A 5,621-nucleotide genomic window follows, 5' to 3' on the forward strand; every position below is an offset into this window, starting at 1 on the left:
GATGCAAGTTCCTTGTCTGCCTTGAACAACGCCCCGCGTTCGCGTACTGCTGCGGCCACGAACAGCGCGTCGTAGGGGGAAATAGTGAACTCACAGGCAAGGACGAGGGCCGGATCAATCAATTCGGCCGAGGGGATCGGATCGCAGAGCTCAGTGATAGAGTAGAGGGCATCGTGAAGCATCTCCTTCACATCATCGGGACTATCCGCCCCCGATGCTATCCGTTTCGTGGCAACCTGTGCTGCGTCTGCCATAGCACGGTCCACCGTGACATACGATCCCATGCCAAGCTTCCTGATCGTCCTTGTTGTCACGTCTTCCGGGAAAAAGACCATGGCAATAACGCTCGAATCGGGAACGCTCCTACCGATCATCGCGGGCCTCCCGGATGATGACGGCCGCGGGTATCCCCGGGGTCTTTGCCTCCTGTCTCTTCTGCGCAGCACCCAGCAGCGGTTGCCTGCGTTTCAACCTGACCGCATCCTCGATGAGGGAGCGGATCTCTTCCTGGCATTCCTTTCCCGGCAGATCGTCGATCATCTTCCGTACCCGTGAATCGATCCGGATACGGTAAACGGAAGGTGCCATGAACAGAATGCATGCAATAGGTGTAGAGGGAAAAACTGCCCGTTTTTGCAAAACCAGAAACGTAGAATCCTTGCTCCGTTGCTCCGGAAACCTGCTCAAAATCCCCGGATTTTGAAATTTTTAAGTTATTCAGACAAGCATACCCATTCTTCCCTCCAACAGGGTATTGCCACACGCCCGGGCACCCGGGGCCGGGTGGAACGCGATACGCTCCTCTTCAGGATTCACTGCGGATAGCGTATGCTCTCGCGTTCCCCCTGCCCGGCCCGGCATGTGGCAGGAATTGAAAAAATGCAGACAGAGAACAGCAAGAACGAGATGAACCGGATACATGAAGACCGCGGGAATGAAGACTCGCGGATCGCCGGTCTGGGACGCGGTGCCGGATACAACGATGGTGCCGTAAGCATGTCCCCGGTATCGCAGGAAGAACAGAACATGGATCAAACGGAAAAACCGGAGGAAGTCCAGAAAATTACCCGGGAACTGATGAGAAAACCATCCGAAGAACAGGCAACGCCCATGGATCAAACGGAAAAACCGGAGGAAGTCCAGAAAATTACCCGGGAACTGATGAGAAAACCATCCGAAGAACAGGCAACGCCCATGGATCAAACGGAAAAACCGGAGGAAGTCCAGAAAATTACCCGGGAACTGATGAGAAAACCATCCGAAGAACAGGCAACGCCCATGGATCAAACGGAAAAACCGGAGGAAGTCCAGAAAATTACCCGGGAACTGATGAGAAATCCGCACGAAGAACAGGCAACGCCCATGGATCGGTCTGGAAAATCGCGGAGCAAGCAGAACATAACCATGGAACATTCAGCACAACCGCGGGAGGAACAAACAACCCCCATAGACCGGACGGGAAAACCACCGGAAGCGACCGGACATGATACCCCTCCGGATCAAAACAAGAGGCCGGTCGTGGCAATCCGGGAAGCAAAACGGCGGGCCGTTATTTGGGGATTTACCGTTGCTGATGTTGTATCAGATGACGTTCTCCCGTACGATTTCATCGCCATGAAGGACGGGATCACGAGTTTCGTTCGTATCCGTCGTATCCGTGACTCCTGGTTTGACAGTAAGATAGTCCAGGAACGCTGCAGGAACGAGATCGCAGGGTTCCGGGCAATGAAGCAGCAGCCGGAGCTCATCTTCGAGCTCTGGATACGGGGATATGCCAGGGCGTTCCACCGGTATCGTATCCGGCCGGATGCAATCGAAAAGATCGGCATTGTCCTGGAGCCGGAAACACGAGCGGGAATTAAGGCCCTTGATGAAGAACGGCGTGCCGGTACCATCATTTCAAAAAATGACGACCGGGGGCGGGTAGTACGTGAGACCGTTATGGCGATTTCGGATCCCGGCAGCCCATAAGTGAATGAGCCCTTCTTTCAGGTATTCCGGATAACGGGGCCGGAACATTTTTTTTTGCTCTGTTGAAACGGACATGGACAGGCATTCATACCAAAAAGAGGAGTGCAACCTGCACAATGAATGCGTATGAGCGTTCTTCGCATCAGGATTCCCCGGAAGGCATCGAACCCCAACCGGATAAGACAGGTGAAGAACGCTCATGCGTTCTTCGACTTTGGATACCTTGTTGTGAAAAAACCTGCAACTATACCGTCTCGACGACATTCCGGTATTCTCTACCAACGTTCATAATTTCCCGGTGAATGTAAGGAGTGAATTTGTACGTGTGAAATTATGTATTTACATTTCGCAATAATTTAAATAAATACAAAACATACGTAGAGTTGATGGGCACGATTACAATCAGTATCGATGATGACACTGAACGGCGGTTCAGGGAAGTTGCAAAGAAAAAACTTGGGCAGCGAAAAGGCTACCTTGGGAAAGCAACAACGGAAGCCCTGGAAACCTGGCTCCGGAAACAAGCACAGGAAGAGATTGCAAACGATGCATTGGCACTCCTCGCTACCGGATATGATCTTGGAAAGAAAATGTACCAGGAAAGAAAGGATCTCTATGACCGCACGACCGGCATTGATTGATACCAATATTCTCTGTTATGCCCTTGATACCAGCGATCCGGTGAAGCGGGCTGTTGCCGCAGACCTGCTCTCACAGTGCTGGCGTTCTGAGATCGATCTTTCTGTTTCCGTGCAAAACCTTGCAGAATTTTCTGTAGTCATGACGGAAAAAGTAAAAAACCCGGTTCCTGATGAGACGGTTATCCGGTTTATCCGCAATATTGCGTCATTTGATGGCTGGACAATCATCAGCTATGATGCTGAAACAATTCTGGATGCACTGAATATCCAAAAAAACTATTCGCTGCATTTCTGGGATGCCCTGCTTGCTGCGACTATGCGGCAACACTCTATAGAATCAATCTTCACGGAAGACTCGCATTTCAATAAAGTGTCATGGATTAAAACGATTAATCCGTTTCAGCCGGATAAGAGCAGCAGGAATGAATAAATCCCTGAATACCTGGAATGCAATGTAACCAGTACTAAAAACCGGGGAAAATTCACGCCTTTCCCGCACATTCCCTGTCAGCCGGTATATCCCGGGTAATAACCGCTCCGGCTTCCACATGTACACCGGGCCCGATAGACACACCCGGGGCAATCACTGCCTTCTCGCCAATCACGCAGCCTTCGCCAATAATGATCCCCCGGGCCGGTTTGTGTTGCACGCGGGAGAAGACCGGTTCGCCAACAAGCCGGACACCCGGCCCGATCTGTACGTTGTTCTGAATCTGCGTGAACTGCGGGATCCAGACATCCTCGCGGATGGTCACGTTATTCCCCACAACCACATCCATATCAATACAAGCACCGTCGCCTAAGGTGACGTTATCCCCAACAGCCGTCTCGCTGCGGATCAGGACATCATCACCGCACCGGAACCGGTCGCCGATGAAGACATTGCCAAAGATGATGCAGTGCCGGCCAATCGAGGGATCCTCACCCAGGCGTACTCCGGGAAAGATCTCTGACTTCAGCGCAGCGGGCGACGGAAAACCAATCAGGGTAGACTGCACCATGCGGAATGAGGCCTGGAACTGCTGCAGGTTGCCGGGAATCATCGAGGAACCTCCGAAGTGATTGCGAGAGATTTATTTTTTTGTGTTCTATCATAGTAATAACTATATGATAAAAATTTTCTTTTGTCATCAGGCTGAGGAATAATCCCCCTGTCGCGGCCGGTTTACCATAATTCACACTGTAACAAGGAAAACACGGAGAACCTTCCCTGCTTCCCGGCTCTTCAATAAAAACTACCAGAACCACCTTTCCCTTTTTATAGCATCCGGCACACAGATTGATCAACCGATGTACTTCTTCTTCCACCTCTTCACCGGCATCGTGCTCGGGTTCCTCTTCTCCGAGATCTTCCATGACCGGCGGGGGCTTATTCCCTGCACCCTTGGTGCCATCCTCCCGGATCTCATTGACAAGCCGCTGGGGCACATTATCCTCTCTTCCTCGATCGGGTACGGGAGGATCTTCACCCATACCCTCCTGCTCGCCCTCCTGATTGTCGCAGCCGGCATTGCATACTGGCGTTTACGAAACGACCCCTCCCTTGTTGCACTTGGAGCCGGGATCCTCTCGCACCAGGTCCTCGACCTGATGTGGCGCCAGCCGGTGAACTGGTACTATCCCTTGCTCGGATCGTTTCAGGGAAACAACATTGAGGGCTTTTTTTGGATCGAATTTCTTGCAGAAATTCACAATCCTTTCGAAGTCATCCTCGGGGGCATGGTCCTCATCATGGTCCTCGCGGTTCTCTTCCATTCCCGCATCTCCCCCATACTCAAAGAAAAACGGTCAGTCATCTCCCTTATCATGACATTCAGCGCACTGGTGTTCGGCAGCCTTGCCGGAATCCTCATCGGCTGGGGCCTTGGAGGACATACACTCAAACAGATTGGCTGGGGCAGGCCGGAGGAGCTGATCCTTGGGGGCATTGTCATTGCCGCTGCCTCGCTCCTTTTCTGGCGCTGGCAGAATATCACCGGCAGGTTATGATCATACCTGGTGTGCCGGTTGCATAGCCGGCCGTACGTGAACAACAATCAGGATTGACAGAGTACAATCACGGGAGAATAGATTCCCAATAGCTACGATTTCACCGATTATTCGAAGGCCTTCATGCCGGAAAACGAAGGGGGTGATCTATATGCCTAATGTCGACTTGACTTGTGCTTTTGTCATCCCGATTGTGATCTTTTTCCCAAACATCAGCTGGATTGCCTTCCAGTCAAGGGAGTTCGGCTCAACCGCGGTATTGGCGTTTGTGTAGAAGAGGCTGTCCGAATATTTGTAGGTCTCACCAAGGCAACCCATTTTGGTGAGGGCACTGCGCACCAGCCACTTCTTCCTGGCAGCCCCGCTCAGATCGGAATTGATATACACCTTCTCGTTCGTGGTGATGATGTAATACTTCCCGGTATCGGTGTCACGGAACTCGTCAGTCCGGGAGTTCTGGTCTATCTGGTGGAGGCCCTCTTCCGGGATAAAAAAGATTGGGATATCGCCTTGTCCCTGCAGGTTTAAGTTGGTGGAGAGTTTTATGGTTGCTGAGTACAGGTAGAAATCATCGATAAATTTCTTCAGGTGTGCAATATCGCTGTCAGAATGGGTACCTGAGACGGAGAGTGAGACAAGGGTCTTGTTTGGTTTCTCCAGCTTGTTGTTGTCAGGGCCAAACGCAATGTCAAGCAGGTGATTTCCGATATCGCTTGCACTATATACTTTCGCTGTTGGAGTGGCGGTTGGTGTAACTGTCGTTGTGGCGGGTTTTGCCGTGGTTGCAGCGGGTTTAACGGTCGTTGCAGCGGGTTATGCCGTGGTTGTTGCCGTGGTCACGTTTTTCTGGACGGGATTTGTCACATTGGAAGCATTGCCAAAGGGCTCCCAGTCGCCGGAAAGGAACATTGTCCCGGCGATGAAGAGCACGATAATCGCAAAACCGATGATGAGAGGCAGATACGGCCTCAATACCCCGAAATCCGGGGCTTTCACCGGTTCGTCGGCAAGAGGATATGC

At 51.8% G+C, this 5,621-nt stretch carries 9 protein-coding genes; 4 read left to right on the forward strand and 5 right to left on the reverse strand.

All coding sequences use genetic code 11. From position 1 onward, the window contains the following. Together CW742_RS06045 and CW742_RS06050 are read right to left on the reverse strand one after the other, a co-directional pair. On the reverse strand, positions 1-374 hold a 374-nt coding region (locus tag CW742_RS06045), incomplete at its 3' end, for a type II toxin-antitoxin system VapC family toxin (protein ID WP_292417879.1). Next, positions 364-588 carry a hypothetical protein gene (locus CW742_RS06050; protein WP_292417882.1) on the reverse strand — a complete coding sequence of 75 codons (225 nt, stop codon included), beginning with the start codon at positions 586-588 and terminating at the stop codon, positions 364-366. The genes CW742_RS06050 and CW742_RS06045, both read right to left, overlap by 11 nt. 240 nt (positions 589-828) lie before the next feature. Here CW742_RS06050 and CW742_RS06055 point away from each other — a divergent pair, with 240 nt between their 5' ends. The 3 genes from CW742_RS06055 to CW742_RS06065 all read left to right on the forward strand — a co-directional run bounded on the left by CW742_RS06055 (position 829) and on the right by CW742_RS06065 (position 3,042). Then, entirely contained in the window at positions 829-1,971 is a 1,143-nt protein-coding gene (locus CW742_RS06055; RefSeq protein ID WP_292417885.1) for a hypothetical protein, read from the forward strand. A 386-nt stretch (positions 1,972-2,357) separates the two neighbouring features. Further along, complete coding sequence (locus tag CW742_RS06060) at positions 2,358-2,612, forward strand: hypothetical protein (RefSeq protein WP_292417888.1); 255 nt, start codon at positions 2,358-2,360, stop codon at positions 2,610-2,612. Next, the gene (locus tag CW742_RS06065) at positions 2,587-3,042 is read left to right on the forward strand and encodes a PIN domain-containing protein (RefSeq protein WP_292417891.1); all 456 of its coding nucleotides are present in this window, start codon (positions 2,587-2,589) and stop codon (positions 3,040-3,042) included. The genes CW742_RS06060 and CW742_RS06065 overlap by 26 nt, the downstream gene beginning before the upstream one ends. Before the next feature lie 52 nt (positions 3,043-3,094). Here the strand turns inward: CW742_RS06065 and CW742_RS06070 are convergent, their stop codons facing one another. After that, the gene (locus CW742_RS06070; RefSeq protein WP_292417894.1) at positions 3,095-3,655 is read right to left on the reverse strand and encodes a DapH/DapD/GlmU-related protein; all 561 of its coding nucleotides are present in this window, start codon (positions 3,653-3,655) and stop codon (positions 3,095-3,097) included. A gap of 247 nt (positions 3,656-3,902) precedes the next feature. Here CW742_RS06070 and CW742_RS06075 point away from each other — a divergent pair, with 247 nt between their 5' ends. Further along, positions 3,903-4,601 (forward strand): metal-dependent hydrolase, encoded by a 699-nt coding sequence (locus CW742_RS06075; protein ID WP_292417896.1) that lies wholly within the window; start codon positions 3,903-3,905, stop codon positions 4,599-4,601. 147 nt (positions 4,602-4,748) lie between these two features. Here CW742_RS06075 and CW742_RS06080 read toward each other — a convergent pair whose 3' ends face one another. After that, positions 4,749-4,988 carry a hypothetical protein gene (locus tag CW742_RS06080; RefSeq protein ID WP_292417899.1) on the reverse strand — a complete coding sequence of 80 codons (240 nt, stop codon included), beginning with the start codon at positions 4,986-4,988 and terminating at the stop codon, positions 4,749-4,751. Positions 4,989-5,414: 426 nt separating this feature from the next. Continuing rightward, positions 5,415-5,621 (reverse strand): hypothetical protein (locus tag CW742_RS06085; protein WP_292417902.1); only part of this gene is annotated, 207 nt, incomplete at its 5' end.

The organism is Methanoregula sp. (genome assembly GCF_002835825.1).
In the GTDB taxonomy this organism is placed as follows: Archaea; Halobacteriota; Methanomicrobia; order Methanomicrobiales; family Methanospirillaceae; genus Methanoregula.